The organism is Streptomyces cinnabarinus (assembly GCF_027270315.1).
In the GTDB taxonomy this organism is placed as follows: domain Bacteria; phylum Actinomycetota; class Actinomycetes; order Streptomycetales; family Streptomycetaceae; genus Streptomyces; species Streptomyces cinnabarinus.
Genome location: NZ_CP114413.1, coordinates 78,005 through 102,918 on the forward strand (window position 1 = coordinate 78,005; position 24,914 = coordinate 102,918).

A 24,914-nucleotide genomic window follows, 5' to 3' on the forward strand; every position below is an offset into this window, starting at 1 on the left:
TCATCCCACCCCAGCGGAGTGCCACCGCGGCCGCCTCGCTCCGGCCGCGCAGAGGCGCGCCTCGCTGCGGCGCGATCCGCAGGGTCAGTCGCCCCCGTCCCCAGCACACGGTCTCGCGCTGTTCCCCGGCCAGGGCATGCTGGACGGTGCGGCGGCAGCGGCGGGTGAACTGGGGCTGGGCGATGCGCCGGGCGGGCCCCGTCGCCATCGCTGACGCGGGCCCGCCCGGACGCTTGGTACGACCTACGGGTACACGATGTAGGCGTAGCAGTCGCTGCAACCCTTGATGTACGCCCAGCGGAACTTGCCGTTGGGGCTGGTGAGTTTGACCTCTCTCGCGTCGTGGCGCCACTCCCCCAGGCTGTCACCCATCACACGCAGCCAGGCGTGACCATCGCACCAGGCCTTCCCATCCACTGGGTTGTCGCCCTTGATGGCGCGAGCCGACGTCGAGGTGACGTACAGCGAGTAGATGTGATTGCACGAGCGCTCGTACTGGAACGTGCCCGGCCGGTCCACCTTGATCGTGTCGGATGGGTCCTGGCCCCGGGCGGACGCCGGGGTGATGGCGAGCATGAAGGCGGCCGCGAGCGCGCCGAGGACGGTGACGATTCGTCTGCGCACGAAATTTCCCCCTGAATGTGTGTCGCACGTGTTCGGTGCCAATCCGGCACCGCGGCCACCGTAGTGATCCTCCCGTTCGCGGAGTACCTACAACTGTCCAGGGTGAGCCGAGCCGGCACGCACGTCGGCCATGGCGCGGCTGGCCTCGAACGAGGGCCCGGTACTGAGAGGGGCCTACCGAGCGAACGCCTTGCGTGTTTTCACCGGCTGTGCATCAGACACTCCTAGTCTGTAACGCTGAGTGAGCATCTGTCAGGTGCTCCCGCCTCACTGCAAGGGAGCCGCGCCGTCATGACCATGTTGCTGATCAAGGGTTCGTACCATCTCATCGGAAGCCGGGCGGACGGGGACACCGTCCACTTCAAGCCGGACAAGAAGGAGGAGTGGGACCTCGTCCCCGGCCCCCACAAGGTCGAGCGCAACACGTCCGGCAAGGCCAAACTGCGGCTGGACGCCATCGACACGCTGGAAACCCACTACGCGCGCAACGGCAACCCCGAAGTCCACCAGCCGTGGCTCCACGGCCGCGCCGCCAGGGACGAGCTCACGAACTGGCTCGGCTTCACCGCCGTAGAGCGCACGGAGGACGAGACCGTCACCGCGGCCACTCCCCCCACCCGGCCCGGCTGGATCCTCACCCGCGGTGCGGCCCGCGACAAGCGCTGCATCGCCCTGGTCGGCAAGGGCACTCCCCCGGGCACCAGCGGGACGCAGATCCACGTCGACGAGGCGATGCTGCGGACCACGTTCAACCACCACGTGCTCGCCGAGGGCCTGGCCTACCCGACGTACTACACGAGCCTCTTCCCCGACCTGCGCAACGAGTTGACCGCGGCAGTGCGCCAAGCGAAGGAGGCCGTGCCCAAGAAGGGCCTGTGGAAGGACGACGACACGCTGGACGGCGCGACCGTCACCGGCATCGACTCCCTCCAGGACGATGTCGTGATCCTGCCCAAGCTGTTCCGGCGGCTGGTGGACTACCTGTACCTCGGTGACCCCGACCACCCCGACCTGACCGGTTTCCCCGCCTTCCTCGACCAGGCCGCGGATCAGTTCTGGATCATCTCCACCGGCCACCCCACGACAGGCCTCGACGTCGTCGTCGAAGTCATGGACAGCAAGGTACGGATGACCCATCCGCCCGAGGACCTCGTCTTCGTCGAGAGCTGAGGGGCCTGCCACGACCCGCGCGGGCGTTGGCCTTCACCGGGTTGGCGGTACTGTCCGCACATGAATCAGCTGCCCGGCACCTTGGAAGCCCTCGTTGTGCGCACTGATTTCTCGGCAGGCGGTGCTTGGGACGAGCTGCGGGAGGCGTTGTTCTCGCCCAACAAGGACGGCTTCCTGGCCAACGTCGCCATCGTCGATGACCGGATGTACGAGGGCTTGACGGCCGACCAAGCCCTCGGCCTGATTCCCGAGAGATACCAGCACTCACTTCTGGTCCTGGCGGACGCCGTCTCCATGACCTCGGCTGTTCAGCCGCTCCTCGTAGTGGACCTGTGGGCCGAGCGTGGGCGTTGTGTCCGCGTTGCGGCAGCTGAGTTGTGGAGCATCGAGAACAACCTCTCGGGCGCGAACATGGACTTCGAGGAGTTCGTCGACGCCGTCGACGATGACGGCGTGTTCCGAGGCTTTTGAGTTCCTGAGCGCTTCCATCCTCGAGTAGACCCCGTCATCACGGGTCAGTTGGTTTTCCTGACGGGTGCACTGCTGCGCCCGTGGCGTCGACCGCTGAGCTCGGCATCGAGTGTCTCCTGGGCCACGCGCATGGCCTGGGCGTATACGGGATCCTGCAGTCGCTTCCACATCTCGCCCTCCGAGACGTCCTCAACGCAGCTCACCACCCACCAGATGTTGCCGAAGGGGTCCTTGATACGCCCGCCGCGCTGTCCGAAGGCATCGTGGGCCAGGGAGGTGACGACATGGCCGCCGGCTGCGACAGCTCGCGCGAACGCCTCGTCCGCATCGGCAACAAACACGCGCAGCAGGCTCGGCATGGTGGGCCAGTCCGCGTGTCGGTCGAAGGCCAGCACGACGGTGTCGCCGACGCGAATCTCACCGTGACCGATCAAGCCATCCTCGGTCGCCACCCGCCCGAGCTCTTCACCCCCGAACGCCTTGGCTACGAAGTCGAGGAAGGCCCCCGTGTCGTCGGTGACGACCCAGGGCGCCACGGTGGTGCAGCCCTCCGGCGCAGCGCTCATCTGCTCGGGCATCGCGGTCCTCTCGCTGATGTTGATGCCAGGCAGCGACGATAGGCGCGAGTTAGGTCAGCCTGTGTCCTAGACAACTGTGAGGGGTGTCCCCCTGCGGATGCCCGGTACTCGGCGGGGATAGCTCGGGGAGCCGCGATCACGCCGAGACGAACGGTTCCGTCAGGTGAGGAGTGGCCAAGTGGAGTGTGGTGGCGGTTTGTTGGCTGAGCATGCGCTTCCTTGAGTGCCGGGCTGCCTCGGGGTCGGCCTCGTGCGCGTAGGCGAGTTCGGGGTGGAGCAACTGGAGCGCGTGCACCAGGAGGTCGCCGGTGACCAGTGCCAGCTCACGGCCGTCGGCGACCAGCACACTCTGGTGTCCGGGCGTGTGTCCGGGCGTGGCGACCGCGCGCCCAGTGCGCAGCCACGTGTCCCCGTCCAGGAGCCGGAGCCGGCCGGCGGCCTCGAGCGGGTCGGTGAGGGTCTCGCGGAGCTGCGGGTTGAGCGCGTCGAGGGCGTCGAACTCGGCGCGCTGGAGCAGGTATTCGGCGTTCGGGAAATAGGGGCGGCGGTCGCCGGCCGAGGCGGTGCCGCCCGTGGATGGGACGGCCGCCTCGGTCACGACCGCCCACCCGACGTGGTCGGTGTGCAGATGCGTGAGCACCACGGTGTCGACTTCGGCCGGGTCGATGCCCGCCGCGGCGAGCGACGCCGGGAGCACACCGGGCACGGGCGCCCACGAGGCGGCCGGGCTGTCCGCCGGACCGATCCCGGCGTCCACGACCGTGAGGCCCTTGTCACCGCGGATCGCGTACGCGCGGAACTGGAGCCGCCAGCGGCCCTCGGCATCGACCGCGCCCGGGTCGTAGCGGTCGGCCTCCGCCCACTGTGCGGGCGTGGCCTCGGGGAAGGCTTCGGCTCGCGGCGAGAAGAACGGACCCTCGCCGTCGGCGAGGGCGATGATCTCGGTCGAGCCGATCCGGAGGCAGGGAAGGGTGTGGGACATGACCGCGATCCTGCCACGCCTTCTACGCGGGTGGTGACTCGCCCCACGCCGTGATGATCTATGCGGGACGAGGCGATCGCTCAGCTCAACAGCGGGCCGTGCGGCGGGCGTTCGCTGCTTGCAGTGCGACTGGGTATGGAGTGCTTGGGCTGGCGGTCACCTCCTGGCCACGCCGGCTCCAGCCCTCGGGGACGTGCCACCCAGCCCCGGGATCAGCACCGCCGCCACCGCCAGGTGCATCAGTGCCAGGGAGAGCCGGGTGCCGCCGTCCATGCCGTCGCCGGTGAACGGCAGGAAGGACACAGCCAGTACGGCGGCGGCCACCCCGGTCCAGATCGCGCGGGCGCGCCGCGCCCCGAACCGCTCCAGGGCGGCCAGCAGTCCCCAGCCCATGAGCGAGGCGAGCAGTGCGACGACCGCCACGGGTACGGCGCCGATGTCGAGCGTCTGCTCACCGTCGGCGATCCGCAGCGGGTGCCCCAGCACCGGGTCCGCGACCAGCCACACCAGGACGGGGGCCAGAACAGCCAGGGCCAAAACCGCCAAGCGCCTTCTCGGCGCGGTCACTTGGCATCGCGCGAGAGCGCCCCGTGCAGGAAGAGCTCCACCAGTTCCTGCGAGGTCAGGTCGGGTTCGTCCTCCGTGCGCGGTTGGGCGAAGAGCAGCCCGAAGAAGAGGGCCGCGATCTGCTCCGGTGGCCGGCGCAGGGTCGCTTTGTCGGGCTCCAGCAGTTCGGCGAGGGCCGCGCGGATACGGGTTGTCGACTCGTCGCGGCCCGCGCCGCGCACCGTGCCGGGATGCTTGCCGCCGCGATGGCCCAGTGAGCCGACGATCGCACCCATCCTGGCCATGTGCGCCTGCAGCGCCTCGGCCGCCTCCGCGAGCCGGTCGGGCAGTGGCTGGGATACGTCGATCGCGTCGAGTTCGCGGACCGCGTGCTCGGGGGAGAGCGCCTCGGCCACGCAGGCCTGCAACAGCTCGTCCTTGTCCGCGAAGACCCGGAAGATCGTGCCCTCGCCGATGCCCGCGGCGCGGGCGATCTTCGCGGTCGTCACCGCGGCGCCGTACTCGGCGATCAGCGGGATGGCGGTCTGGATGATCATTTCGCGGCGCTGCTCCGGCGACATCGCAGGGGCGCGGCGGCGGGTGGTCTGCTTCTCCTGAGGTTCCGTCATGACCACGAGCGTACGGAGTGAGTACTCACTCCGTCAATGAGTGAGTACTCACTCCGCTCGGGCGTGCGCCTCGTAGCCTCCGCGCATGACTGGCACCGAGTGAGCACCCTGTCGGGATCTGGAGGACCGAACTCTGATCTCAAGAGCACCGGCCCGGACCGCAGTTGATCGTGGATGCCACGCCTCAACTGGCGAGGGCTAGGCTCGTGCCTGACCACGGTTACCGACGAGGGGGTTCCGACGTATGAGCGGGATAGTGACGGCGGTCAGCAGCAACGGGGAGTACTCGTTCACCAAGCCGAACCGGGACAGCATCACCCTGCTCGCCGGGCTCGGTGTGGAGGGGGACGTGCACGCCGGTGTGACCGTCAAGCACCGCTCTCGCGTCGCACAGGATCCCACCCAGCCGAATTTGCGCCAGGTCCACCTGATTCATCAAGAGCTCTTCACCGAGGTCGGCGAAGAAGGGTTCAAGGTGGCGCCCGGCGAACTCGGCGAGAACGTCACCACGCGCGGCATCGATCTACTCGGCCTGCCGGTCGGCACATTGCTGCGCATCGGCGACTCCGCGGTCCTGGAAGTCACCGGCCTGCGCAATCCCTGCCTGCAGATCGACAACTTCCAGGACGGGCTGCTGAAGCAGGTCGTCGGCCGCGACGACGCGGGGAACATCGTGCGCAAGGCCGGAATCATGACCATCGTGAGGGAAGGTGGCGTGGTGCGCCCTGGCGACAGGATCGAACCGGAGCTTCCCAGCGGTCCTCACCGGCCCCTGGACCGGGTATGACCAGCCTCCCGGGCAGAGCATGACATGACGACGGCCGCGCGGGTTCCTGAGGCGTGAACTTCTCCGCCATCGGCCGGCCATCCACGAGGCCTGCCCGCTGTGCCGACGTTCCCTGAGCACTCCGAAGACATCAGCAAGGGCACTGCGCAGCGCCGATTCACTACCAGCAGGCCGCCGTCGGGCAGTGAACACGGGTCCACGAGGCGCACCGATCCGCGACGGCCGGCCCCCGCGCCCGCAAGGACCGGATTCGCGGTACGGCTATATGCCCGGCCGCCCCAACAAAGGGCCATCCAGGCGATCATTCGGGCAAATTGACCCATTCAGCGCAGCTGTTTGCATAACCATCTCCGCATCTCTCGGTTGTGCCATTGCCACGTTCGTTTCTCTTTCCCGACAAGCAAGGGATTAGATGCGCTCCATCAAAGCCTTCATCATCGCCGTTTCCGTTGGTGCCCTGTCCTTGGGCGCGACGACGGCGTCGCAAGCGTTCGACCTGACTCACCCCGGCGCGAAGCAGACCCGCCCGCAGGTCCCCGCCGGAGGCGGGGACCACGAGGGCGGCAAGCACGGCAAGGGCGGCAAGGGCGGCCACATCAAGGGCTACGACCTGGACCACAGTTGCGTGGGCAAGTCGTTCGGCTTCTGCACGCAGAAGCTCGTGTACGCCCCGAAGCTGCTCGGCGACATCACGCTGACCAACGGCCTTATCGGCCTCATCGGCACCACCACCACGCCGCCGACCACCAACGGCACTACGACCCCGCCGACGACCAACGGCACCACCACACCGCCGACCACCAACGGCACTACAACTCCGCCAACTACCAACGGCACTACGACCCCGCCCACCACCAACGGCACCACCACACCGCCCGCAAACCAGTGGTGCTCCCCCGGATTCTGGGCCCAGAACCCCGGGGCATGGATGGACCCGAACCGCGGGGACACCCCCTACAACCCGGCCCTGACCGTGCCGCCCGGTTCGGCCTACCTCGACTCGTTCCCGAACGAGGCTCCCCTCGAGCTCTCGCCTGCCGGCGAGAACGCGGGGAACGTACCGCTCAACCCGTCCCTGAGGTACATGCTGCTGAACGCCCAGTACTACGACGGCCCGCCGTCGCCCGGCGAGCGCAGGGAGCAGATCGCCGACCTGCTGAGCGACGCCGCCGGTCTGCAGTGGACCGACCCCGAGAACCACGCCGGGGCCACCTGCCCGTTCAGTGCGGATGAGGCAAACGGCAACTGAGGGACGTAGACGCACGGCTTGTGTGGTGAGCGCCGACAGCTCACCACACTGGCCGTCGGAACTGAAGGAATCCCATGGAACCAACCAGGAGTACGGGCGGACGGGCCCTCCCCCCGAACCCGGAGAGCGGAACAACCGCAACGGCGAAGTTCCCTCCACCTCGGTCCACACCGGACTCCGGCGCGAGCATCGCGCCTTCCACGGGAAGCCGCCCCCCGCGGTCCCCCTGGTCGGTCGCGGCACTCACTCTGACCGCTGTCCTGCTGGCGGGTGCCGTACTGACCCACCTGGCCATGGTGTTCCTGAGCTTGGCTCCGACGAATGCCGTCAGCTTGAAGCACCGGGCACGGATCGACGCCTACGTGCGGCCGGAGTTCGGCCAGGACTGGCGGCTGTTCGCGCCCAACCCGCAGCAGCGCAACGAAGCCGTCGGTGTCCGGCTGCGCAGTGCGGGCGAGAACGGCGCTCCCGCCCTCTCCGGATGGGTCAACCTCACCGCCGAGGACGTCGAGACGATCAGGGGCAGTCTCGCGCCCAGCCATGCCCACCAGAACATGCTCCGCCGGGCGTGGGACGGCTATGTCAACAGCCACAGCCTCAAGGACCATCCGCGGAGCGGCCCGCTGAGCGAGTTGTCCCGCACTTACCTCAAGCGCGTCGTCCTCCAGCGGATCGGTCGCGAGTGGCAGGGGCGGCGGATCGTCGCCATCCAGGTCGCCGGCCGCTTCACCGACGTGCCACCGCCGTCGTGGCACCAGGAGAAGGCCCCGGACACCACCGCCTACCGGATGCTGCCCTGGTGGCCGGTGACGGACCAGGACTACAGGGAGCTGTGAGTTGAGCACCGTACCCCTCCAGCGGCTCGCCCGGTTCGTCTGCGCCACGCGGGCGCCCTACCAGGCCGCGCTGTTCCGGATCGGACTCGCCGCCGTCATCGCGGCGTTCCTGTTGCGCGAATGGCCTTACCGCCGCGTCCTGTTCGGCGACCGCAGTCCCTTGTCGTACGACATGGCCCTCACCCTGATCGAGGAGGAGGGCACCTTCACGGTGCTGAGCTGGTGGGGCGGGCAGCTCTGGTTCGAGATCGTCTACAGCGCGACGATCCTGGCAGCCCTCGCTGTCATGCTCGGCTGGCGGACCAGAACCATGACCGTCCTGCTCATGGTCGGCGTAATGTCGTTGGAGAACCGCAACACCCTGGTCGGGGACGGCGGCGACAACATCATCCGCATCATGGTGATCTATCTCGTGTTCACGCGGTGCGCCCAGGTGTGGTCACTGGATGCGCGGCGCGCCCGTGCCGCCGACGCCCGCGGCACCGAACTGGCCGCCGACAGGACCGGTGTCATCCTGTGGTGGGTGATGGGCGCGCTGCTCTTCTGGGCCTTCGGCATTCCCCAGGAGACCGGCTGGCCTGTCCTCCTGTGGTGTTTGTGGGTGGTGCACGGTCTCTGGTACTCGGTCAACAGGCACCTGCCCCGGCACGAGATGCGCTCGCTGCTGGACGACTGCGCGTCCCTGGTGCACAACGCCGCAATGCTGGTGATCGCCGCACAGGTCTGTCTGATCTACTCCACCGCCGGCTGGTACAAGATCCAGGGCCTGCGCTGGCAGGAGGGCTCCGCACTCCACTACGCGCTCCATCTCGACTACTTCACCCCCTGGCCCGGGCTCTCCATTGCCGTCGCCGCCAACGCCGCACTCGTCCTGGTTCTCACCTACTTGACGGTCATGGCGCAGGTGGCATTCCCGTTCACCCTGGCCAGCCGCAAGATGAAGAACGTGCTGCTGGCGGTGATGATCGCGGAACATCTGGGGATCGCGGTACTCCTCGGCATCCCGTTCCTGTCCCTCATCATGGTCGTGTGCGACGCGGTGTTCCTGCCGACTGCCCTGCTGATGAAGGCGGGTGCCTGGAGCAAGCGTCTCCCCCGGATCCGATCCCACCGCACGCCCGCACCTCCCACGCCACCGCAACAGCCAGTCGCGCCTGAACTCGCAGAGAGCATCACCAGGTCCAACTGAACGAGCCGAAGGCCGCGGCGAGGTGGGGCACCCGCTTCTTCAGCCTGCGGCTGGAGCCGTTGGCGCAGGCGCCGACGCCGTAGGGAGTGAGCCGAGCAGGGCAGCGGTGCACTCCTCGGCGAGGTCCTCGGCATGGGCGGGGAGGGGGTCGCCGGCCCGGAGGTGGCGGCGGACCAGGGAGAGGGGCAGGTCGACCACGGCGAGCGCGACTCGCTCGGTGGCCTGCCGGTCTTCGGCGCCCAGGGCAGTGGCGAGGGAGGCGAGGGAGGCGCGCACGCGCTGGTTGCCGAGGTCCGCCCGCTGGAGGTGTTCCTCGGACCAGTCGGCGCGCCCGAAGTCCTCGGCGCCGTAGAGGAGGAGAGCGGCCTCCTCCGGGTGGGCGCGGCTCCATGCGACGACATGGCGTGCCGCCGCACACCCCGCCTGCCGCGCGTCGACGCCTGTTTCGAGGGCCTTGAAGTAGCCCTCCTGGAAGCCCTCCACCGTCCGCAGCCACACCTCGGCGAGCAGCGCGGCCCGTCCGGCGAACCGGTGGTACACCGAACCGCTCGGGGCGCCCACCTCCAGGGCGACCGCGGACATCGTCACCGCGGCCGGGCCCCCTGCGGCGGCCAGTCGCACGGCGGCGTCGAGGAGCTGCTTCACATCGAAGCGGGGTGGTCTCGCCATGAACTAGAGAGTACTCTCCACAATATTAGAGATACCTCTCTAATAAGAACCCCGGGGAGGACGCATGGGCGTCTACAACGTGCACGAGCGCCTGCTGACTGCGACGCGAAGCGAGGTGGGAGCGCTGATAGACACCCTGGCAAGCAGTGACGACAAGCTGTGGCCGCAGAACAGCTGGCCGTCGATGGCGTTCGACCGCCCCTTGGCGGCCGGGGCGGTCGGCGGGCACGGCCCGGTCCGCTACACCGTCGCCGCACATGTCCCCTCGCAATGGGTGCGCTTCACCTTCAGCGGGCCGCGCGGCTTCCACGGCTTCCACGAATACGTCGCCCTGGCCGTCGACGAGGAGCGCACACTGCTGCGCCACACCCTCGCCATGGCCACCCGCGGCCCAGCCCGCCTCACCTGGCCGCTGATCTTCCGCCCCCTCCATGACGCCTGCCTGGAGGACAGCCTGGACCGCGCCGAACTCGCCTGTTCGGGCGCGGTTACCCGCCCGGCTCACTGGAGCCGTTACGTACAGCTGCTGCGCAGTCTCATGCGCTGAGACCGGGCACCCCCGTGCCGCGTCGGATGCCGTCCGCTCCTGCCGATGTACCCCCAGTGCGTCACGCATCCAGCGGCGGCGCCCGCGGTGAAGTGGTCATATGAGGACGTGTGGACTGCGTCGGCCCGTCCGGGCCACGTCGGCGGGCGACACCATCCTGGAGGACCGGACATGACCAGTGACGGACCGAACAGCGCACGGCGCCTGCACTGCCTGGTGACCGGAGCGTCCGGGTACATCGGCGGACGCCTGGTGCCGGAGCTGCTGCAGGCCGGTCACCGGTTGAGGTGTCTGGCCCGCTCGCCGGACAAACTCCGCGACCACCCGTGGGCGGGCGAGGCGGAGGCGGTCCGGGGTGATGTCACGGATCCGGAGTCGGTCGCCGCCGCGATGCGCGGTGTCGATGTCGCGTACTACCTGGTGCACGCTCTGGGCAGCGGTACGGGGTTCGAGGACACCGACCGCCGGGCCGCCCGGATCTTCGCCGAACAGGCCCATGCCGCGGGCGTCCGCCGGATCGTCTATCTCGGCGGGCTCACCCCGGCCGGCGTCCCCGAACGATCGCTCTCCCCGCATCTGCGATCCCGGGCCGAGGTGGGACGCATCTTCCTGGACGCGCCGGTGCCTGCCGCGGTGTTGCGTGCCGCGGTCGTCATCGGCTCGGGTTCGGCCTCGTTCGAGATGCTGCGCTACCTCACCGAACGACTGCCGGTCATGGTCACCCCCAGCTGGGTCCACACCCGCACCCAGCCCATCGGCGTACGCGACGTACTGCGCTATCTCGTCGGCTGCGCCACCCTCCCGGCCGATGTCGACCGCGCCTTCGACATCGGTGGGCCGGACGTTCTCACCTACCGCGAGATGATGTGCCGCTACGCCGCTGTCGCAGGCCTGCGACAGCGGCTGATCGTGCCGGTTCCCGTCCTCACCCCGCGGCTGTCCAGCCACTGGGTCGGCCTGGTCACCCCGGTGCCGGCCGCCCTCGCCCGGCCGCTCACCGAGTCCCTGCGGCACGAAGTCGTCTGCCACGAACACGACATCGCACGCCACGTCCCCGACCTGCCGGGCCGCCCTCTGCCCTTCGACGACGCCCTGGCCCTGGCCCTGCGCAGGGTCAGGGAGGCACAGGTGGCGACCCGCTGGTCCTCCGCCGCCGTGCCCGGAGCCCCGAGCGACCCGCTTCCCACCGATCCCGACTGGGCCGGGGGCAGCCTGTACCAGGACGAGCGGCACCTCGAGGTCGACGCGCCCCGCCCGTCGCTGTGGAAGGTGATCGAGGGCATCGGCGGCGACAACGGCTGGTACTCGTTCCCCCTCGCCTGGGCCGTGCGCGGCTGGCTCGACCGGTTCGTCGGCGGTGTCGGGCTGCGCCGCGGGCGACGCGACGCCGAACGCCTGCGCGTCGGCGACTCGCTGGACTTCTGGCGGGTCGAGGAGATCGAGCCCGGCCGGCTGCTGCGCCTGCGGGCGGAGATGCGGCTGCCGGGGCTGGCCTGGCTGGAGATGTATGCGGAGACGGACGGCGAGGGCAGCACCCGCTACCGGCAGCGCGCGCTCTTCCACCCACGCGGGCTGCTGGGCCACGCCTACTGGTGGGCCGTATCCCCCTTCCACGCGGTCGTCTTCGGCGGCATGGCCCGCAACATCACCCAGGCCGCCGCCAAGTTCACGAGCGCACACGGGGGGTCGGCGGACGGCACGCGCATCCGGCCACCGCACGACGACCGAAAAGTGCGGCAGTAGAAGGCTTCGGCACCGCATCGCACCATCAGGAGCGCTCCATGACCGTCGCGGTCGTCCTGTTCACTTCGGATCTGCGTCTGCACGATCATCCGCCCCTGCGCGCGGCCCTTCAAAGGGCGGACGAAGTGGTGCCGTTGTTCGTGCGCGACACCGCGATCCACGCGACCGGCTTCGACGCACCCAACCGGGCCGCCTTCCTCGCCGACTGCCTGAGCGACCTCGACGCCTCCCTGCGCGAGCGCGGCGGGCATCTCGTGATCCGCTCGGGCCCGGTCGTCCGCCAGGTCCGCGCGGTGGCCGCCGAGTGCCGGGCCACCGAGGTGCACATGGCCGCCGGAGTCACGCACTACGCGCACCGCAGGGAAGAACAGCTACGGGACGGCCTGCGTCGGCAGGACGTCGAACTGCACGTCCACGACACCGTCGGCACGGCCGTCGCCCCCGGCGCCGTGACGCCGTCCGGCTCCGACCACTACGCCGTCTTCACCCCCTACTTCCGCCGCTGGTCGCAGGAACCGCTGCGGGACATCTGCCCCGCGCCCCGCACCATCCGGGTACCCGACACCGTGCGCGGCGAGCCGCTGCCCGCCCGGGACGAGACACCGGACGTCTCCCCCGGCCTTCCCGTCGGCGGCGAGACGCAGGGGCGCGACCGCCTCTCCCGGTGGCTGCGCGACGACCTGCCCGGATACGAGGACCAGCACGACGACCTGGCCGGTGACGCGACCTCGCGGCTGTCGCCCTACCTGCACTTCGGTGCCCTCTCCCCGGTGGAGCTCGTCCACCGAGCCGTGCGCACGCACCGGGGGCCGGGCAGGGAGGCGTTCGTACGGCAGTTGTGCTGGCGCGACTTCCACCACCAGGTACTCGCGGCCCGGCCCGACGCGTCCGTCCAGGACTACCGCACCCGGCACGACCAGTGGCGCTCCGCGGACGAGGCAGCCGAGGACATCGCCGCGTGGCGGGACGGCCGTACCGGATACCCGGTCATCGACGCCGCGATGCGCCAACTGCGCCACGAGGGCTGGATGCACAACCGGGCCCGCCTGCTGGCGGCGAGCTTCCTGACCAAGACGCTCTACGTCGACTGGCGCATCGGCGCCGGGCACTTCCTGGACCTGCTGGTGGACGGCGACATCGTCAACAACCAGCTCAACTGGCAGTGGGTCGCCGGAACCGGCACCGACACCCGTCCCCACCGCGTCCTCAACCCAACTGTCCAGGGCAAGCGCTTCGATCCGCAGGGACAGTACGTCCGGCGATGGGTGCCGGAACTGCGGGACGTGAAGGACGGCCGCGTCCACGAGCCCTGGCGGCTGCCCGGGCAGGAGCGCCCCGACGACTACCCCGCGCCCCTGATCGACCTCGGCGACGGTCTCGCCCGGTTCAAGCAGGCACGCGGCCGGAACTGACGAAGGGCCGTCCCGTGCACTGGCTCTTCGGCGACCAACTGGGTCCCCACTTCCTGCGTCCCGGCCCCGACGGCGTACCCGGCCCGGACACGCCGCTGCTGATGATCGAGGCCCGGTCGGTGTTCCGGCGCAGGCGCTTCCACCGGGCCAAGGCGCACCTGGTGCTCTCCGCCATGCGGCACCGGGCGGCCGAACTCGGCGACCGGGATCGGCCGCCCCTACCGGCCGCGCGAGGACGACATCGACGAGGAGGTTCGCCGGGACCTCGACACCTAGGAGAAGGACGGCGACGTGTCCTTCACCGGACGCGACGGACCCCGGCTGTTCCCCGCGACCCGCAGGGAGGCCAGAGCCGCGCTGCGGCGCTTCGTCGACCACCGGCTCAGCACGTTCGGCCCCTACGAGGACGCCATGCTCGCCGCGGATCCCGTCTTGAGCCACAGCGTGCTGTCCTCCTCGCTCAACCTCGGCCTGCTCGATCCCGTCGAGTGCGTGGAGCGGGCGGAGTCGGCGTGGCGTGCCGGGCGGGCCCCGCTGAACAGCGTGGAGGGCTTCGTCCGGCAGATCGCGGGCTGGCGGGAGTACGTGTGGCAGGTGTACTGGTACTTCGGCGAGGACTACCGCGACCGCAACGCGCTGGGCCATACCGCGGCGCTGCCCGGCTGGTGGAACGATCTGGACGCCGACGCGCTCCAGGCCCGCTGTCTGCGCACCGTGCTGGCCCAGGTGCGGGACACGGGATGGACGCACCACATCCCGCGCCTGATGGTGCTGGGCAGCTACGCCCTGCAGCACGGCTGGGACCCGGCCGCGGTCACGGACTGGTTCCACCGCAACTTCGTCGACGGCTACGACTGGGTGATGGTGCCCAACGTGATCGGCATGTCCCAGTACGCCGACGGCGGCCGTATGACCACCAAGCCGTACACCTCCGGCGGCGCCTATCTGAACCGCATGAGCGACTTGTGCGGTCCCTGCGTGTACCGGCCGGGTGACCGGACCGGTGACCACGCGTGCCCCTACACCACGGGCTACTGGGCCTTCGTCGACCGGCACCGGAACCGGCTCGCGGCCAACCATCGCACGTCCCGCACCGTGCGGCAGCTGGACCGGCTCGGCGACGTCGCGGAGGTCCTGCGACAGCACGGGGCGCACGGCGACGCACCCCCGTGACCTTCGCGCCGGTCCGTCGGGCGGGCTCCACTACGGCAAGGCGCCGCCGCCCACGATGACGACGTATCGGGCGTCAACGGCTCCTGAGGCACGAGGGTTTACCTGGTCCGCCGCCCGGCGACGGGCGTGCCGTCCGCGGCCGTGCGCAGGAGTTCGGCGTCGGCTTCCAGCGCGTCCACCGCGGCCTCGACGACCTGGTGCGGATCGCCTCCCGCAGGCAGCGGCGGCGCCCTACCGGCCACGGCCCGGTCGGCGAAGCCGGTGTTCAGGTGGCCGGGCCGGATGTCCAGCACGCGGATCCCGGCCTGGCGTGCCTCGCGGCGGACCGCGTCCAGCCAGGCGCTGAGCGCCGCTTTGGACGCGCTGTAGTCGGCCATGCGCGGCTGCGGTCGCTCCGCCACCGCACCGGTGACGGCCGCGATCACCGAGCCCGGTGCCAGGACGCCGAGCGCGGCACGGAAGAAGGCCGCGGGCGCGAGGTAGTTGACCGCCACGAGATGCTCCGCCACCTCGTCACCGACCGCCTGCGCCGGGCCGAAAGCGACGGTCCCGAACACGGTCACGACGGCGTCCAGGCCGCCCAGTGCGACGGTGGCCCCGTGCACCGCGCGGGCGCAGGACGTCAGGTCGTACGCGTCGAAGACCGCCGTCGGCACTTCCGGATGCGCGTGGGCCACCTGGGCGAGGCGGCTCGGGGAGCGCCCGGCGAGGGCGGGGCGGGCGCCGCGGCGGACCAGTTCCGTGGTGAGGGCGTCACCGAGGACGCCGGTGGCCCCCGCCACCAGCACACGCGCGCCGTTGATGTCCACGCCTCGCTCCGGGTCTCAGGTGTGGGTTGCTTCCTGTGCCCTTCCTTCAGGCGGTCTCGGGCTCATCGGGTTTCTCCTTCGTGGAAACCTCGTCCTTTAGGGCGGCGAGGAAGCGAAGCTTCTGCGGAGCAGGGGAAGGAAAGCCGGTTCGCCGCCAGGGCGGACCGGCGTCTGCCCCCAACTACCCGCGCTTTGTCACTAACTGACGCAGTAATATGTGATCGGTGAAGACCGGCCATGTGAAGCGGGCTTTCAGGTACCGCTTCTATCCGACCGATGCGCAGGCGGCCGAGCTGTCGCGCACGTTCGGCTGCGTGCGGAAGGTCTACAACCTGGCCCTTGCAGCGCGCACCGAGGCGTGGGCGTGGCAGGAGCGGGTGAACTACCACCAGACGTCGGCGATGCTGACGGCGTGGAGGAAGACCGAGGAACTCGCGTGCCTCAGCGACGTCTCCTGCGTCCCGCTGCAACAAGCGCTCCGGCACCTGCAGACAGCGTTCAGCAACTTCTTCGGCAAGCGGGCGAAGTACCCGCGGTTCAAGTCGCGGAAGAAGTCGCGGAAGTCGGCGGAGTACACGACCAGCGCGTTCCGGTTTTGTGACGGCAGGCTGACTCTGGCGAAGTTGGCGGAGCCGCTCGACATCGTGTGGTCCCGTCCGCTCCCCGAGGGCGCGTCGCCGTCCACGGTGACCGTGTCGCAGGACGCGGCCGGACGCTGGTACGTGTCCATGCTGGTCGAGGACCCGACAGTTCGGCCGCTTCCGGCCGCGGATACGGCCGTCGGCATCGACGTCGGACTCGGCCACCTCCTGACGCTGTCCACCGGCGAGAAGGTCTCCAACCCGCGGCACGAGCGAGGTGACCGTGCCCGTCTGGCCAAGGCTCAGCGGCAGCTTGCCCGCAAGGCCAAGGGCGAGGGCGCCAACCGTCGTAAGGCCCGTCACAAGGTCGCCAAGGTGTATGCCCGGATGGCCGACCGGCGCCGGGACAACCTGCACAAGCTGACCACTCGGCTCGTTCGTGAGAACCAAACGATCGTGATCGAGGACCTCACCGTTCGGAACATGGTCAAGAACGGCAAGCTGGCCCGCGCCATCAGCGACGCGGCGTGGCCAACTTCCGGAACATGCTGGAGTACAAGGCCCAGTGGTATGGGCGCGAAGTGATCGTGGTCGACCGCTGGTTCCCCTCGTCCAGGCTGTGCTCCGCCTGCGGCACCTTGCAGGACACGATGCCGCTGAGGGTCCGCGAGTGGACGTGCGACTGCGGGACTGCCCACGACCGGGACGTGAACGCAGCGAAGAACATTCTGGCCGCCGGGCTGGCGGTGTCTGTCTGTGGAGCTGGTGCAAGACCTCAACGGAGTACTCCGGGCGGGCAGTCGGCGATGAAGCAGAAACTCACACGGCGCGAGCCGTAGGAATCCCCTCCCTTTAGGGAGAGGAGGATGTCAAGGATGCACGAGTGACTCCACGGCCGCGACCGCTTCCGCCAGGCCCGAGGGGCGGGGCAGTCCGGTCACGGTCCGGCCCGCCCAGCCGGGGCCGAGGGTCAGGACGACCGGTTTTCTGCGGGCTCCCCGCACCCCCCACTCCATGGCGGCGACATGCTGGGCGAGCGGCCGGCTCGCCGTGGTGCGGGACTGCGCCCACAGGCCCACCGCCGCCGGTCCGGTCCGGCGTACGGCCGCGACCAGCGACTCGACGGGCACCGCGCCGCCGAACATACGGACCGGGAGCCCTCGTTCGGCCAGCGCGGCGGCCAGCACCTCCAGCGGCAGGGTGTGGTTCTCGCCCGGCACGCAGGCGAGCAGGGTGGTGGCGCCGGGGCGGTGGGCGACCGCGGGAGGCAGCCCGCGCCGCAGCGCACAGGAGATGTGCCAGGACAGAAAGTGCTCCACCTCGACATACCGCTCGCCCGAACGCTCCCATTTGCGTCCGACCGCTTGCAGCGTGGGGACGATGACCTCGGTCCAGGCGGCGATCAGGCCGTGTTCCTCGATCGCGGTCGCCAGCAGTTCGTCCAGCGCGGCCGCGTCGAGGCGCAGGGCCGCCCGCGCGACGCCCTTGCATTCCTGGCGGGCGTCCCCCAGGCGCAGGCCGCCACCGGTCTCGCCGTGCCTGCGGGCCGCCGGGCCGGGCGGCGCGGCCGCGGTTTCGGGGGCCTGGTCGGAGTCGAGCGGCTCGCCGCTCAGCGCCAGGCGTGCGGCCTCGGCGGGTGCCAGTCCGGTCGCCGTCAGGGCGCACATCCGCTCCAGCCTCGCGACGTCCGAGGCGGTCCAGCGGCGGTGTTTCCCCCCGGTGCGCGCGTCGGGACCGAGCCGGTAGCGCCGGTCCCAGGAGCGGACCGTGGTGGGCGCCACCCCGAGCCGCCGGGCGACCTCGCCGGTCGTCAGACCGCCTCGACGCCCCATGTCCTCGTCATCGGCCCGGAACTCGTCCATGGCACCAGTCTACGTCCGAAAAGTGATGCACAAACGACGCATGTTGTGTGCGTCGTTTCCGGTTCCAAGACTGAGTGGCACACGCACATGGCAGGAGGAACCGGGCCATGAACACCGACACCCGAACCGCCACCTCAGTTCTCCCACCGGTCGGCGTGCCGCCGCCGGAGGAGACCCTGCACGAGGACGAACTGGCCCGCGGCCTGCGTGCCGCCGACGAAGTCGCCTTCGCGGCGATCTATCAGCGCTGGGGCGCCCTGGTCCACACGATGGCGACCCGATCCCTGGGCGACACCCACGAAGCGGAGGACGTCACCCAGCAGGTGTTCATCGGAGCCTGGCGCGGCCGGGCCGGATTCCGCCCCGATCGGGGCCCCCTGGGCGCCTGGCTCACCGGCATCACCCGACGCAAGATCGTCGACGCCCTCGCGGCCCGGACCCGACGCCTCGACCTGGTCGACTCGGCCGCCCGCAATGCCGACACCCCGCACCCCGAGGACACGGCACCGGACGAGATCCTCGACCGCATCGTCGTACTGGACGAACTCGCACGCCTGCCGCGGCACCAGCGACAAGTACTGGGTCTCGCCTTCTACGAGGACCTGACCCAGGCCCAGATCGCAGACCGGACCGGCATGCCCCTGGGCACGGTAAAGAGCCACACCCGTCGTGGCCTGCACCGCCTGCGCCGAGCCCTCGAACAGTCCCGCCCCGAGGCAGCGCAGTGGTAGCACGGGCCCCGGCCGCATCCGCCACGCCTCCTGCACCGGAATACCGATCGACTCCCCGCGAACGGCGGGCGGTCTCCCCGAAGGAATGATCACCATGATTCCGCGGCCCACCCTCACCATCGTCACGACAGCGAGCGCCTGCGCCCTCGCGCTCGGCACCATCACCCCCGCCCTGGCCACTCCCGCCACGGACGACGACAAGGCCATGGTCTCCGTGTTCCACGGCGTTCCCGGACTGACCGTGGACGTCTACGCCAACGGCGACGAGCTGTTGAGTGACTTCAAGCCCGGTACGGTCACCGACCCGCAGGCCCTGGCCGCCGGGACCTACGACATCCAGGTCTTCGCAGCGGGTCAGGGACCCGACGGGAATCCGGCCATCGAGAAGAAGATCGAGGTACCCGCCGGGGCGAACGCCACGATCGCCGCCCATCTGTCCGCCGACGGCACGCCCCAGCTGACGGCCTTCGTCAACGACGTGTCGAAGGTCGACGCCGGCAAGGCGCGGCTGACGGTGCGCCATGTGGCCGCCGCGCCCGCCGTCGACGTCCGGGCCGACGGGCAGCCCGTGTTCAAGGGGCTGGAGAACCCCAAGGAGGACACCGCCGAGGTCGGCGCCGGCACGATCTCCGCCGATGTCGTCCTGGCCGGAACCGACGCCGTGGCCATCGGCCCGGCGGACCTCGACCTCCAGGAAGGCACCAGCAACGTCGTCTACGCCTGGGGCAGCGCCGAGGACAAGAACCTGGCCCTCAAGACGCAGACCTTCGAGGGAATGGAGTCGGCGCCCCAGGCGGTGCACGCGGGTGGCAACGGCGCCGCCGCGGGCTCGAACTCCTCGGGCCAGTGGCTCGCCTGGGCCGCCGCGGGTGGCGCCATCACCCTCAGCGTCCTGGTGGCCCGTCGCCTCTCGGACCGCCGTGTGTGACTCCGCCCGGCGAAGCGGCGGCCGGACGGTGGCCCTGACCGCGGTGGCGGTGGCCGCGCTGACGACGGCGGCCCTCGTCACGGCGCCCTCCGCCACCGGGCCGGCCGCGCCTCCTGCCGACTTCGGGCCGACCGCGGGCACACCGGCCCGGAGCGCCGCGGCAGCCGGCCCGGACACCCCTGGGCGGGCCCCGCCACCCGAACGCGTCCGCGTGGCCGCCGTCGGCCTCGACGCCCGGATCCGCCCCGTAGGGGTGACCGGGCAGGGCGCGGTGAGCATACCCGCCGATCCTTCCGTCGCCGGGTGGTACCGCTACGGCCCCGCACCGGGAAGCTCCCAGGGGTCGGCGGTGCTGGTCGGGCACGTGGACAGCGACACCGGCGCCCTGGGCGAGTTGGCCGCGCTCTACGACGTACGCACGGGCGACCGCGTCGAAGTACGACGCACCGGAGCCGAACCCGTCGCCTACCGCATCACATCGCGCTCGACAGTTCCCAAGGACCGCCTCTCGCCTGCCGTGTTCCGTCGGACGGGCGCTCCGGTCCTCACCCTCATCACCTGCGCGCCCCCCTTCGAACCGGAGCGCGGCGGCTACCTGTCCAATCTCGTCGTCACGGCGCAGCCACTGCGGGGCTGAGAGACAGAGCGGAGCGGACGGTGACCCACGTCGATCACGCCCACCTGGTGGACCTGGCACGGGGCAACGCCGCGTCCCGCGAGGACGCCGACGCCCTGCGCCACATCGCCCGGTGCGCGCCGTGCCGGCAGGAACTGGACGGGATCACACGGGTGGTGGCCGCGGCGTCCGGCGTCGGCGCGTCGGACTTGCCCGTCGGGCCCCCGCCGCGGGTGTGGCAACGCATCGAGCGAGAACTCTTCGAGACCGCGGAGCCCGCACCCGTGTCGGTCGCCGACCATTCCGATGCCCTTCCCGCCGGAGCGCCGAAAGGACACCCCGCCGTGAGGTGTCTCCTGCTCGCGGCCCTCGGCGGCATCCTGCTCGCCCGCTGGCTCAGACGCGCTTGGCGGTGAGGTCCCTTTCCGCACCGTCCCCGCTCTCCGACCTGCCGCGGGAAATCCAGGAGTTGGGCCACGCCGGCCGTGCCAACCTGCCGGCCTGGCAGGATCCCATCTCATGAGTTCTGGCCAATGGGGCACCCATGGGATCGAGATGAGCGCGGATCGCGTGATCAAGCGGTTCGCGTCGAGAACGGACGGTCGCGCTGAGCGTGAGTGGCGGGGACTGACGCTGTTGGCTGCTCACGCTCCGGGGCTGGCTCCTGAGCCCTGGGAGGCAGACCTCGCGGTCGACAGGCCCGTCGTGGTGATGTCTCGATTGGAGGGCGTTCCTCTGCACGGCACTGCCATGGGCGAGAAGGAACTGGAAGCCTTCACCGGGGCCGTGGACTCGCTCCATAGAGCAGTGCCGATCGATGTGGTTCGCAGGGTTCCGCTCAGACCAGGTCGGCCGAGCCAACTCATCGGCCTCCTCGACAGGTGGGCGGTGGACATCCCGGCCCAGGCTGGCGGGCTGGTGCGGCAAGCCTTGGACGCAGGGCTGGGCTGGCTGCCCATGTCTGGGCTCGCATCGGACACCTGGCAAGAGGTTCCCGAGGTATTCGGCCCAGGCGACGGGAATCTCGCCAACTACTTGTGGGAGGGCTCCAGGGTCCAGGTCGTCGACTTCGAGGATTCAGGCCGTAGCGATAGCGCCTTTGAACTGGCGGAAATCACCGAGCATGTCGGCAGCTGGGTCGAGCACCCGCTGGACGTCTCTGCGTTCTTGGACCGGTTCGACCTCACTGCCGTGGAAACTGCGCGCCTGCGGGAGTGCCGGAGACTGCTGGCTCTGGTCTGGCTGTTCCTGCTGGCGAGAGACGATCCCGAGCGTCCCCGAAACCCTGCCGGCACGGTGGAGAAGCAGGCGGCCCGGCTCCTGGGGCTGCTGGGCTGACTGATCTCGCCCACTGCCGGAAGGGCCACCGGGCATAGCGCGTCGGACGGCTTCCGGGGTGGCCAGCAGGGGCGACGATCGTCAACAGCTGCTGACAGTGCGCATGGCTCGTTGAGCCGCTCAAGGTCAACACGCGCACGGCCTCCGCTCGGCGACAGTCCACGGACGCCCGACAGGGGCGGCTCATTCGCCCGATCTCTGCCCCCCTCTCGACGTCTGAGGCGACTTCGCCGCCTCGGCCTCCGCCTTCGCGTCGCTCACCGCGGCGGCGGCCTGTTTCCCGGCCTCGTCGGCCGCCGCGGCGGCGTCGAGGGAAACGGTCCAGCCGGCGTCGAGTTCCGGAGTCCGGTCCTGGTCCGACTTGTCGTCGGTGTCGGCGGCGGACGCTTGCGCAGGGTGCGCGGTTGAGGGAGGTGCCTCCGCCGACTGGTCGCCGAACGCTCGGGTGACGGTCCGCACCGCCTCGGTCAGCTCCCCCGGGATCACCCAGAACGTGTTGTTGTCGCTGCCCGCCAAGTGCGGGAGCGTCTCAAGGTACTTGTAGGCGAGGACCTTCGGGTCGGCGTTGTTGCGGTGGACGGCCTGGAAGACGAGTTCCACTGCCTTTGCCTCGCCGTCCGCCCGCAAGATCATGGCCTGTTGGGCGCCTTGGGCCTCCAGGATGTCCTTCTGCCTCGTGCCCTCCGCCGTGAGGATCTTGGCTTGCCGCTCCCCTTCGGCGTGCAGGATGGCCGCGCGTTTGTCACGCTCGGCCCGCATCTGCTTCTCCATCGCTTCCTTGATGGTGGCCGGTGGGTCGATGGCCTTGATCTCGACGCGGTTGACCCTGATGCCCCACTTGCCGGTGGCGTCGTCCAGGACCGCGCGGAGCCGGGAGTTGATCTCCTCACGCGAGGTGAGTGTCTCCTCCAGATCCATGCTGCCGATGACATTCCGCAGCGTGGTCACGGTGAGCTGATCGATCGCCTGCAGGTAGTCGGCGACCTCGTAGGCCGCCGCCCGCGGGTCGGTGATCTGGTAGTAGAGCACGGTGTCGATGTTCACCACGAGGTTGTCCTCGGTGATCACCGGCCTGGGGTCGGACGAATAGACCTGCTCTCGCACGTCGAGTTTGGTGTTGATGCGGTCCGCCACCGGCAGCACCAGGTTCAGGCCGGGTTGCAGCGTCCGGCGGTAGCGGCCGAACCGCTCGACGTTGTAGCGGCGCGCCTGCGGGACGATCCGCACGGTGGCGGCCACCAGGAACACGACGACAAGGACCGCTACCAGGGCGAGGATGACAACGGGATCCACAGTGCCTCCGTTACTGAATGTTCAGCCGTTCACGGAAGGAGTTCTCGGGGGTAGACGATGGCCGTGGCGCCTTCGATCTCCATGACATCCACCAGCGCTCCCACCGGGATGACAAGGCTTTCGTCCAAGGCGCGGGCCGACCATTCCTCGCCGGACAGTTTGATGAGCCCGTGGGTCGCGGTGACCTCCTGAATGACCTCGGCCCGCTTGCCGATCAGGGCGTCGCTGCCCTCGTACGTGAGCGGTTGTTGCGCTATATGCCGCATCGCGACGGGGCGAGCGATCAGCAGGCCCGCTGCCGCTGTCACCCCGAGAGCCACAAGCTGGCCGAGGAGGCCGACCCCCACACCAGCGACTACGGCGGCAACCAGCGCCGCGCCCGCCAGCAACCCGAAGACCAGCGTCAAGGTGAAAAACTCCGCGGCACCCAGTGCCGCGGCGGCGAGCAGCCATACGAACCACGGCATTGAATCGCCCTCCTTCAGGGGCCTTGTCCACCAAGCTACTCCCGGGCCGGGCAGTACAGACGACAGCTGTGGTTCTTGACGGCGAAACCGCTCTCGCGGGGGCGCCGACGAGTCCCTGCCGGACGCGGGCGTCCCTGCCGCCGGCCGGGGTGAGAAGGAGGCCCGCGAGCAGTGTGCCCCCGCGCCCGGGCCCCGTCACTGCCGGGGTCCGGCAGTGTCCGAGCGCCCGGACTGCACGGATTCAGCATCCCGATCCCACCATCGACGGCTTGATCGGTCCGCACGCCTTGATCATGGCCGAACCCACTGATTGGCTGGTCGGCATGACTGAACTCGGACCGGTCGCCTGGCCGCCTGCCCCGATCAAGACCGAGCGACTTGTGCTCCGTGAGCCCGAGGCGCGGGACCGTGCGGCGTTCATCGAGCTGCTCGCCTCGCCGGAAGTGAACGCCTACGTCGGCGGTCCCCGCCCGCGTGACGAGCTGGAGCACGAGATGCCTGAGGTGCCCCAGCGGTGGCCCGGGAGCTTCGTCGTTGATCTCGACGGGGTGATGATCGGCCAGATCCTGCTCAGAAGGGCCACCGGGCACCGCCGCCCGGCTGCCGCGGGGAAGGCCGATCTCGGCTATCTGTTCCTGCCGCGGACATGGGGATTCGGGTACGCCGCCGAGGCGTGCGCGGCGGCACTCGATTGGTTGGAGGGCGTCCTTCCCGCCGAGCCGGTGGTGCTCACCACCCAGACCGCCAACGTCGCCTCGATGCGCCTAGCGGCGAAGCTGGGGTTCACCGAGGTCGAGCGGTTCCGAGCCTGGGACGCCGAGCAGTGGCTCGGCCAGCGGTCCCCGGCCACGACGTCCACATGAGCTCGTACTCGAGAATGCGGATTCGGCAGTGCGGATGCATGCTGCGGTCACGGCCGCCAGGTGGTTCGGCTGAGCCCGAGAGAAGCGACCCGCCGCAGGATTCCGCGCGGCCTCCCGCCGAACCGGGTCAGTTGCCGATCCGCCGTCGGGCTGTCGTGTCGTGCAGGCCCGGCGGGACATACCCCGCGTCTCGCGCCGAGAGGGTGGTACCGGGCGGGACGATCTTGTCGATCTCGTCCAGCACGTCCGGCGGCAGCGGGCTGTCCGCCGCGCCCAACTGCTCCTCCAGCTGGGACAGCGTGCGCGGGCCGATGATCGGCGCGGTGACCGCCGGGTGTGCGAGGACGAAGTTGAGGGCGAGCTCGATCAGGGTGATCCCGGCCTGCTCGGCCAGGACGGCGAGCGCCTCGACGGCCTCCAGTTTGGCCGCGCTCTCCGCGCTGTCGACGTCGAAGCGTCCCGGCTGACGGGCCGCTCGGCTGGACTCCGGCTGGGGTCGGCCCGTTCGGTAGCGCCCCGTCAGCCAGCCACCGGCGAGCGGGCTCCACGGAATCACCGCCAGCCCGTACCGCTGCGCCACCGGGAGAACCTCGGCCTCCACGCCGCGGGTAAGGATCGAGTACGGCGGCTGCTCGGGCACCACCCGCTCGCGGCCCCGCTTCTCCGCGGTCCACTGCCCCTCGACGATCCGGGACGGAGGGAACGTGGAGGTGCCGAGGTAGCGGACCTTGCCCTGACGGACGAGATCGGAGAGCGTGCCGAGCGTCTCGTCGAAGTCCGTGTCCTCCTCCTCCGGGCGGTGCACCTGTTGAAGTGCTCTC

Annotated in this window: 26 protein-coding genes and 2 pseudogenes; 17 read left to right on the top strand and 11 right to left on the bottom strand. The window is 70.0% G+C overall.

From position 1 onward, the window contains the following. Positions 1-243: 243 nt before the first annotated feature. Positions 244-624 carry a hypothetical protein gene (locus STRCI_RS00345; protein ID WP_269656732.1) on the bottom strand — a complete coding sequence of 127 codons (381 nt, stop codon included), beginning with the start codon at positions 622-624 and terminating at the stop codon, positions 244-246. A gap of 291 nt (positions 625-915) precedes the next feature. Between STRCI_RS00345 and STRCI_RS00350 the strand changes: the two genes are divergently transcribed. Then, positions 916-1,794 carry a thermonuclease family protein gene (locus STRCI_RS00350; RefSeq protein WP_269656733.1) on the top strand — a complete coding sequence of 293 codons (879 nt, stop codon included), beginning with the start codon at positions 916-918 and terminating at the stop codon, positions 1,792-1,794. A 60-nt stretch (positions 1,795-1,854) separates the two neighbouring features. Next, complete coding sequence (locus STRCI_RS00355; RefSeq protein WP_269656734.1) at positions 1,855-2,265, top strand: DUF6924 domain-containing protein; 411 nt, start codon at positions 1,855-1,857, stop codon at positions 2,263-2,265. A gap of 44 nt (positions 2,266-2,309) precedes the next feature. On the opposite strand, the gene STRCI_RS00360 is transcribed toward STRCI_RS00355, so the two are convergent. From STRCI_RS00360 to STRCI_RS00375, 4 genes are all read right to left on the bottom strand, one after another. After that, complete coding sequence (locus STRCI_RS00360; RefSeq protein WP_269656735.1) at positions 2,310-2,843, bottom strand: VOC family protein; 534 nt, start codon at positions 2,841-2,843, stop codon at positions 2,310-2,312. A 136-nt stretch (positions 2,844-2,979) separates the two neighbouring features. Then, positions 2,980-3,825 (bottom strand): MBL fold metallo-hydrolase, encoded by an 846-nt coding sequence (locus STRCI_RS00365; RefSeq protein ID WP_269656736.1) that lies wholly within the window; start codon positions 3,823-3,825, stop codon positions 2,980-2,982. A gap of 156 nt (positions 3,826-3,981) precedes the next feature. Further along, complete coding sequence (locus STRCI_RS00370; protein ID WP_269656737.1) at positions 3,982-4,392, bottom strand: DUF6069 family protein; 411 nt, start codon at positions 4,390-4,392, stop codon at positions 3,982-3,984. Beyond that, positions 4,389-5,000, bottom strand: a complete 612-nt coding sequence (locus tag STRCI_RS00375; protein ID WP_269656738.1) for a TetR/AcrR family transcriptional regulator — start codon at positions 4,998-5,000, stop codon at positions 4,389-4,391. Before STRCI_RS00375 ends, STRCI_RS00370 begins: the two co-directional genes overlap by 4 nt. Before the next feature lie 244 nt (positions 5,001-5,244). On the opposite strand from STRCI_RS00375, the gene STRCI_RS00380 reads away from it, so the two are divergent. From STRCI_RS00380 to STRCI_RS00395, 4 genes are all read left to right on the top strand, one after another. After that, positions 5,245-5,787, top strand: a complete 543-nt coding sequence (locus STRCI_RS00380; protein WP_269656739.1) for an MOSC domain-containing protein — start codon at positions 5,245-5,247, stop codon at positions 5,785-5,787. A 412-nt stretch (positions 5,788-6,199) separates the two neighbouring features. Further along, positions 6,200-7,036 carry a hypothetical protein gene (locus tag STRCI_RS00385; RefSeq protein WP_269656740.1) on the top strand — a complete coding sequence of 279 codons (837 nt, stop codon included), beginning with the start codon at positions 6,200-6,202 and terminating at the stop codon, positions 7,034-7,036. Positions 7,037-7,344: 308 nt separating this feature from the next. Continuing rightward, positions 7,345-7,872, top strand: a complete 528-nt coding sequence (locus STRCI_RS00390; protein WP_269656741.1) for a DUF5819 family protein — start codon at positions 7,345-7,347, stop codon at positions 7,870-7,872. A 1-nt stretch (position 7,873) separates the two neighbouring features. After that, positions 7,874-9,061, top strand: a complete 1,188-nt coding sequence (locus STRCI_RS00395; protein ID WP_269656742.1) for an HTTM domain-containing protein — start codon at positions 7,874-7,876, stop codon at positions 9,059-9,061. Positions 9,062-9,100: 39 nt separating this feature from the next. On the opposite strand, the gene STRCI_RS00400 is transcribed toward STRCI_RS00395, so the two are convergent. Beyond that, complete coding sequence (locus STRCI_RS00400; protein WP_269656743.1) at positions 9,101-9,730, bottom strand: TetR/AcrR family transcriptional regulator; 630 nt, start codon at positions 9,728-9,730, stop codon at positions 9,101-9,103. A gap of 64 nt (positions 9,731-9,794) precedes the next feature. On the opposite strand from STRCI_RS00400, the gene STRCI_RS00405 reads away from it, so the two are divergent. The 4 genes and pseudogenes from STRCI_RS00405 to STRCI_RS00420 all read left to right on the top strand — a co-directional run bounded on the left by STRCI_RS00405 (position 9,795) and on the right by STRCI_RS00420 (position 14,605). Then, on the top strand, positions 9,795-10,277 hold the full coding sequence (locus STRCI_RS00405) for an SRPBCC family protein (protein WP_269656744.1): 483 nt from the start codon (positions 9,795-9,797) through the stop codon (positions 10,275-10,277). Between the two features lie 171 nt (positions 10,278-10,448). Next, complete coding sequence (locus tag STRCI_RS00410) at positions 10,449-12,020, top strand: SDR family oxidoreductase (protein WP_269656745.1); 1,572 nt, start codon at positions 10,449-10,451, stop codon at positions 12,018-12,020. A gap of 38 nt (positions 12,021-12,058) precedes the next feature. Continuing rightward, positions 12,059-13,432: a cryptochrome/photolyase family protein gene (locus STRCI_RS00415; RefSeq protein WP_269656746.1), complete on the top strand. Its 1,374-nt coding sequence runs from the start codon at positions 12,059-12,061 to the stop codon at positions 13,430-13,432. 14 nt (positions 13,433-13,446) lie between these two features. Continuing rightward, positions 13,447-14,605: pseudogene (locus STRCI_RS00420) on the top strand (cryptochrome/photolyase family protein). A 98-nt stretch (positions 14,606-14,703) separates the two neighbouring features. On the opposite strand, the gene STRCI_RS00425 reads toward STRCI_RS00420, so the two are convergent. Then, a complete protein-coding gene (locus tag STRCI_RS00425; RefSeq protein WP_269656747.1) occupies positions 14,704-15,414 on the bottom strand; it encodes an SDR family NAD(P)-dependent oxidoreductase in 711 nt (236 codons plus the stop codon). A 224-nt stretch (positions 15,415-15,638) separates the two neighbouring features. Between STRCI_RS00425 and STRCI_RS00430 the strand changes: the two are divergent. After that, positions 15,639-16,834: pseudogene (locus STRCI_RS00430) on the top strand (RNA-guided endonuclease InsQ/TnpB family protein). 30 nt (positions 16,835-16,864) lie between these two features. Here the strand turns inward: STRCI_RS00430 and STRCI_RS00435 are convergent. After that, positions 16,865-17,857 (bottom strand): MerR family transcriptional regulator, encoded by a 993-nt coding sequence (locus STRCI_RS00435; protein WP_269656748.1) that lies wholly within the window; start codon positions 17,855-17,857, stop codon positions 16,865-16,867. A 107-nt stretch (positions 17,858-17,964) separates the two neighbouring features. Between STRCI_RS00435 and STRCI_RS00440 the strand changes: the two genes are divergently transcribed. From STRCI_RS00440 to STRCI_RS00460, 5 genes are all read left to right on the top strand, one after another. Then, positions 17,965-18,588, top strand: coding sequence for a sigma-70 family RNA polymerase sigma factor (locus STRCI_RS00440; protein ID WP_269656749.1), 624 nt, complete (start codon positions 17,965-17,967; stop codon positions 18,586-18,588). A gap of 94 nt (positions 18,589-18,682) precedes the next feature. Beyond that, on the top strand, positions 18,683-19,516 hold the full coding sequence (locus STRCI_RS00445) for a DUF4397 domain-containing protein (RefSeq protein ID WP_269656750.1): 834 nt from the start codon (positions 18,683-18,685) through the stop codon (positions 19,514-19,516). 28 nt (positions 19,517-19,544) lie between these two features. Continuing rightward, entirely contained in the window at positions 19,545-20,153 is a 609-nt protein-coding gene (locus STRCI_RS00450) for a class F sortase (protein WP_269656751.1), read from the top strand. Positions 20,154-20,173: 20 nt separating this feature from the next. Continuing rightward, the gene (locus tag STRCI_RS00455) at positions 20,174-20,548 is read left to right on the top strand and encodes a hypothetical protein (protein WP_269656752.1); all 375 of its coding nucleotides are present in this window, start codon (positions 20,174-20,176) and stop codon (positions 20,546-20,548) included. A gap of 103 nt (positions 20,549-20,651) precedes the next feature. Continuing rightward, a complete protein-coding gene (locus STRCI_RS00460) occupies positions 20,652-21,470 on the top strand; it encodes a phosphotransferase (protein ID WP_269656753.1) in 819 nt (272 codons plus the stop codon). Between the two features lie 183 nt (positions 21,471-21,653). Here STRCI_RS00460 and STRCI_RS00465 read toward each other — a convergent pair whose 3' ends face one another. Then, on the bottom strand, positions 21,654-22,763 hold the full coding sequence (locus STRCI_RS00465; RefSeq protein WP_269656754.1) for an SPFH domain-containing protein: 1,110 nt from the start codon (positions 22,761-22,763) through the stop codon (positions 21,654-21,656). A gap of 29 nt (positions 22,764-22,792) precedes the next feature. Next, positions 22,793-23,230 carry an NfeD family protein gene (locus STRCI_RS00470; protein WP_269656755.1) on the bottom strand — a complete coding sequence of 146 codons (438 nt, stop codon included), beginning with the start codon at positions 23,228-23,230 and terminating at the stop codon, positions 22,793-22,795. Between the two features lie 323 nt (positions 23,231-23,553). Here STRCI_RS00470 and STRCI_RS00475 point away from each other — a divergent pair, with 323 nt between their 5' ends. Continuing rightward, positions 23,554-24,093 (top strand): GNAT family N-acetyltransferase, encoded by a 540-nt coding sequence (locus tag STRCI_RS00475; RefSeq protein WP_269656756.1) that lies wholly within the window; start codon positions 23,554-23,556, stop codon positions 24,091-24,093. A 127-nt stretch (positions 24,094-24,220) separates the two neighbouring features. Here STRCI_RS00475 and STRCI_RS00480 read toward each other — a convergent pair whose 3' ends face one another. After that, the gene (locus tag STRCI_RS00480) at positions 24,221-24,898 is read right to left on the bottom strand and encodes an aldo/keto reductase (protein WP_269656757.1); all 678 of its coding nucleotides are present in this window, start codon (positions 24,896-24,898) and stop codon (positions 24,221-24,223) included. Positions 24,899-24,914 lie beyond the last annotated feature (16 nt).

Excerpts from the sequence above, each read along its gene's own strand:
- STRCI_RS00350 (WP_269656733.1), top strand. The coding sequence starts at position 916 with ATGACCATGTTGCTGATCAAGGGTTCGTACCATCTCATCGGAAGCCGG.
- STRCI_RS00355 (WP_269656734.1), top strand. The coding sequence starts at position 1,855 with ATGAATCAGCTGCCCGGCACCTTGGAAGCCCTCGTTGTGCGCACTGAT.
- STRCI_RS00360 (WP_269656735.1), bottom strand. The coding sequence starts at position 2,843 with ATGCCCGAGCAGATGAGCGCTGCGCCGGAGGGCTGCACCACCGTGGCG.
- STRCI_RS00365 (WP_269656736.1), bottom strand. The coding sequence starts at position 3,825 with ATGTCCCACACCCTTCCCTGCCTCCGGATCGGCTCGACCGAGATCATC.
- STRCI_RS00375 (WP_269656738.1), bottom strand. The coding sequence starts at position 5,000 with ATGACGGAACCTCAGGAGAAGCAGACCACCCGCCGCCGCGCCCCTGCG.
- STRCI_RS00380 (WP_269656739.1), top strand. The coding sequence starts at position 5,245 with ATGAGCGGGATAGTGACGGCGGTCAGCAGCAACGGGGAGTACTCGTTC.
- STRCI_RS00385 (WP_269656740.1), top strand. The coding sequence starts at position 6,200 with ATGCGCTCCATCAAAGCCTTCATCATCGCCGTTTCCGTTGGTGCCCTG.
- STRCI_RS00400 (WP_269656743.1), bottom strand. The coding sequence starts at position 9,730 with ATGGCGAGACCACCCCGCTTCGATGTGAAGCAGCTCCTCGACGCCGCC.
- STRCI_RS00405 (WP_269656744.1), top strand. The coding sequence starts at position 9,795 with ATGGGCGTCTACAACGTGCACGAGCGCCTGCTGACTGCGACGCGAAGC.
- STRCI_RS00410 (WP_269656745.1), top strand. The coding sequence starts at position 10,449 with ATGACCAGTGACGGACCGAACAGCGCACGGCGCCTGCACTGCCTGGTG.
- STRCI_RS00415 (WP_269656746.1), top strand. The coding sequence starts at position 12,059 with ATGACCGTCGCGGTCGTCCTGTTCACTTCGGATCTGCGTCTGCACGAT.
- STRCI_RS00435 (WP_269656748.1), bottom strand. The coding sequence starts at position 17,857 with ATGGACGAGTTCCGGGCCGATGACGAGGACATGGGGCGTCGAGGCGGT.
- STRCI_RS00440 (WP_269656749.1), top strand. The coding sequence starts at position 17,965 with ATGAACACCGACACCCGAACCGCCACCTCAGTTCTCCCACCGGTCGGC.
- STRCI_RS00445 (WP_269656750.1), top strand. The coding sequence starts at position 18,683 with ATGATTCCGCGGCCCACCCTCACCATCGTCACGACAGCGAGCGCCTGC.
- STRCI_RS00460 (WP_269656753.1), top strand. The coding sequence starts at position 20,652 with ATGAGTTCTGGCCAATGGGGCACCCATGGGATCGAGATGAGCGCGGAT.
- STRCI_RS00470 (WP_269656755.1), bottom strand. The coding sequence starts at position 23,230 with ATGCCGTGGTTCGTATGGCTGCTCGCCGCCGCGGCACTGGGTGCCGCG.
- STRCI_RS00475 (WP_269656756.1), top strand. The coding sequence starts at position 23,554 with ATGACTGAACTCGGACCGGTCGCCTGGCCGCCTGCCCCGATCAAGACC.